Below are 3808 nucleotides of genomic sequence, written 5' to 3'. Positions count from 1 at the left end.
CATCGACGACCGCCCCCGCTGCCGTGACCACAATTGCCCACCCTGCCACCGCGCACCACTGACCGAGCGAAGAAAAGCCCAATGCCCGCACTGCAAGCAGTATGCCCGCGAGCATCAGCAAATACCACGCGCAAGCCGTGCGCCCGTGGCCCATGCCGAGTTGAACCATGCGCTGATAGTAATGCTCGCGGTGCGCCTGCCAAAATCTTTCGCCGCGAGCGAGGCGGCGTAACAACGTCACGGACGCGTCGGCGATGAAAGGCGCGAACACCAGCGCAGGGAACCAGACGGGCCACGTGCCCTTCAGCCAGCCCCAATATCCCAGTGCGCCCGCGAGAAAGCCCAACGGAATGGACCCCGAGTCGCCGAGAAAAATCCGCGCCGGGTGGAAATTGAACAGCAGGAACCCCGCCGCCGCGCCCGCGATCGCGGCGCTCGCGATGCCGAGGTCGATCTGCGGCGTGGGGCCCGAGAGCGCCGCGACCGCGTAGCCACCGAAGCCGAAGAGCGCCATGCCGCCCGCGAGGCCGTCGGAGCCGTCCATGAAGTTGTAGAGGTTGACGAGCCACAGCATCAGGAAACCAACCGCCGTGAGCGCCCACCACGGCACCGGCGCCGGATTCAGCGCGATCAGCGCGGCGACTGCCAGCAGGTGCGCGCCGAAGCGCACGCGCGCCGGAAGGCCGCGGCGGTCGTCGATCTGCGAGACGGCGGCGAGGAAAGCCATGCCTGCAGCGGCGAGCCACATCGGCGGCGCTGCGACCAGCATCGCGACCACGCTCACCGGCACGATCCCCCAGCCGCCGATACGCGGTGTCGGGCGGGTGTGGAGCGAACGGTCGTTCGGGATGTCAGTGGCGAGGCGCCAGGCGAGGCCGGTTTTCAGGAGCATCGCGAGGATCAGCGCGCAGGTGACGAGCGCGAGCCCCGCGACAGCGGCGGCCGAGATCCAGGGTGAATCGATGAAGAGAAACAGCGGGCGGGTCATTTCCCAGATATTGGTGGGGTGGAATTTGTTTTTCGACTGTGCCGATCTTGCCGGGTCACGGCGTCCTCGTGTGTTACCAAGGCTTATCCGTTGTTACTGGACTTTAGTTTTTTGCGGACCGGATGCGTCGCCAGATACCAGTTCGCCGTGGCGGCGAGACCGGCGTCGAGCGAAACCGGAGGGCGCCAGCCTAGCACATCGCGGATATGAGTCGAATCGACTCGAAGGCTGCCCGTAAGGCGATCGATTTGCGCGGTTTTTCCTGTCAGGCGTGCGGTGATTCTCAGGAGGTCAACCGGGACAGGCAGCAGGCGCGCGGGACGGCCGAGGTGACGTCCCAGGGCGCGCGCCAGACCCGCGACGCTCGGGTCGTCGCCATCGGTCACATGGAAGATCTGGCCCGCGGCGCGCGGATGCATCGTGCATTCGACGAGTGCACTGGCGAGGTTGTCGACGTAGCAGAGGCTTCTTTGCGCCGTGACCGAGCCGATCGGCAGTGGGATGCCTTTCGAGATCGCGTTCATCAGGGACAGGAAGTTCGCGCGGACGTTCGGTCCGTAGACGAGCGGCGGGCGCACGATCACGATTTCCAGGCCGGTGCGGGCGCCGTATTCCAGGAGTTTGATTTCGGCCTCGGCTTTTGAGAGGCCGTATGGGTCGGGGGGATTGCGGGCGTCGGTTTCTTTCAGCGGGCGGCCGGGGTCCAGTTCGGCGAGTGCCTTGATGCTGCTTGCGAAGATGAAGCGGGTTGCGCCGGCCTGGCGGGCGGCTTCGGCGGCGGCCAGTGTGCCTTCAACGTTGGTGGCGCAAAAGGCTGCGAGGGGGTCGGCGGTTGCGTCGCGCATCACGTGGACGCGGGCTGCGAGGTGGACCACTGCGGTCGTATTCCTGAACGCTTCGGGCGTGATCGAGTCGAGTGACGCGATGTGAGCCGTCTGGACGCCGGGTTCACAGGTCGCTTGCGGACGGACGATACCGGTTACTTCCCTGCCCTGCTGCAGCAGCATCCGAGAAAGCGCGCGGCCGACGAAACCGTTCGCGCCGGTGATGGCGACGCGGTCAGTCATATCCACTTCCAGCCGAAGCGGTTGAAGAACTTGAACGCAGACGTGATGAAGAGCTTGATGTGCGTCCCGCCCTTGCGCGCGGCGTCGCCACCGTGATGAAGCACGCGCACGGACGGCACGTAAGCAACCCGCGCGATGTCATGAGTGCGCAGGCTCAGGTCGTAGTCTTCGAAGTAGAGGAAGTAGCGTGGGTCGAAGCCGTTGAGTTTTTTTAGTACCTCAGTCCGGAACAGCATGAAGCAGCCGCTGACGATGGGGGGGTCCCAGACGACATGCTCGCCGTCGATGACGTCGCGCATTTCGTAGCGGCCCAGACGGTTTTTGAATGGGGCGCGCAGGCGTGAGGGCAGGAAGCCGCGGGCGAAGAGGTCGAACACTGTGGGGAACCGGCGGCAGAGGAATTGCTGGTCGCCGGCGTCGTCGCGTATGAGCGGTGAGATGAGGCCGGTTCCCGGCTCGTCGTGCATGAACTTAAGCGCGCGATCCAGCGCATCACTTTCCAGTTCGATGTCGGGATTCAGGATGAGATGGTACTGACTGTTGGTCCGCTCAATCGCCAGGTTGTGGCCCCTGCCGTAGCCGACATTTCCGTGGCCTTGCATCAACACCGTCTCAAACGGGGCACCACGCGCGACCGCCGACGCGGCAATCTGATCTTCGACCGTCCCATTATCGATAAGGTAAAGCGGAGCCTTCGTTGGCAATGCCATGTTCAGACGTTGCAGTGCCGCACTCAGCGTCTCAAGTGTGCGATTTAGAAGGTCTGGATCGGGACGATACACTACGACCGATACGCTCAAAAGGCAAGCTTCGCGAGATATTCCCGCAGTCGATTCAAACTGCATACTAATTTCCATGATTGGCTCTCGCATACTGACCTGTGAAGGTCAGTCGAGAGCGGATATGTGCGGCAATCGGAGTGATTTTAAAGCACTCGAAGCGGACTGCCGTTTATTCGGTCCCCTGCGCCGAACCCTTGCGGCAGTGAATTTGCGGTGGGCGGCAGGTACGAACGCGATCGGCGCCTAGGGTCGGAGCGACGCATGGCCCGCTAAACGCTCTGCCCGTGCGAGAGCCCGCGTGCATGCGGCGCACACCATAGTGCGTTGCTGGGCAAAAAGGGCGAGCGCGCAAAACAGCGCCCATCAAAATGCCCACAACGCGGCGCCGTCGTCCGCATGACGGGTCCATGATGGAAACTGAGTACCGTTGGACTCTACAACCTGCTAGCTGCCCCTCGAAGAGGGTTCAAGAGTAAGCATTGAGGACGCCTTCCAACGGACATCGTCGAGGGGCATGGGGGACGCTTCGCAGCACCCCCGCTCACAGTCCGATTGCATGATGCCGTGCCAACGCCCCGATAATTGGCGGCGCAGGATTCGAATAGTGCCAAAGCAATTACTATCGCTATTAGTTGATCTCACGTTTAATCGCTATCCTGTCGGGCTAGCGACGACTCGATATTCTTAATTCTTGGTATCGCAAGCACTACACCTCCATCACCACTAGAAAAAGCGATCGAAGAAAAAGCGCACGAATGCACGGCAATTGAATCGACGACAATTTGGTATGTAGACGATAGACTCTACTGGCCTTTCCAATGAACATCGACGGTAAAACTACTACGCTTTACATCAAGGCCAACCTATCGCTACTCCTTCAAAGGCGCACATGCCCATGTCGTTATACACAACGTCGCTGTCGCGCCACGACAGCGAGAAAGCTCGTTTACTTTCAATGACATAGAGCAGCG

At 61.7% G+C, this 3808-nt stretch carries 3 protein-coding genes; all 3 read right to left on the bottom strand.

Annotation, left to right across the window (positions count from 1 at the left end):
* On the bottom strand, positions 1-988 hold a 988-nt coding region (locus tag AWB68_RS43135; protein ID WP_087650213.1), incomplete at its 3' end, for an MraY family glycosyltransferase.
* Positions 989-1071: 83 nt separating this feature from the next.
* A complete protein-coding gene (locus AWB68_RS43130; RefSeq protein ID WP_087650212.1) occupies positions 1072-2055 on the bottom strand; it encodes a UDP-glucose 4-epimerase family protein in 984 nt (327 codons plus the stop codon).
* Positions 2052-2912 carry a glycosyltransferase family 2 protein gene (locus AWB68_RS43125; protein ID WP_235028841.1) on the bottom strand — a complete coding sequence of 287 codons (861 nt, stop codon included), beginning with the start codon at positions 2910-2912 and terminating at the stop codon, positions 2052-2054. Before AWB68_RS43125 ends, AWB68_RS43130 begins: the two co-directional genes overlap by 4 nt.
* Between the last annotated feature and the right edge of the window lie 896 nt (positions 2913-3808).

Origin of the sequence: Caballeronia choica (genome assembly GCF_001544535.1) — a bacterium.
In the GTDB taxonomy this organism is placed as follows: Bacteria; Pseudomonadota; Gammaproteobacteria; order Burkholderiales; family Burkholderiaceae; genus Caballeronia; species Caballeronia choica.
Note: the sequence above shows the minus strand (reverse complement) of the source record. Positions and strands in the feature narration are given on the sequence as shown.

Excerpts from the sequence above, each read along its gene's own strand:
- AWB68_RS43130 (WP_087650212.1), bottom strand. The coding sequence starts at position 2,055 with ATGACTGACCGCGTCGCCATCACCGGCGCGAACGGTTTCGTCGGCCGC.
- AWB68_RS43125 (WP_235028841.1), bottom strand. The coding sequence starts at position 2,912 with ATGGAAATTAGTATGCAGTTTGAATCGACTGCGGGAATATCTCGCGAA.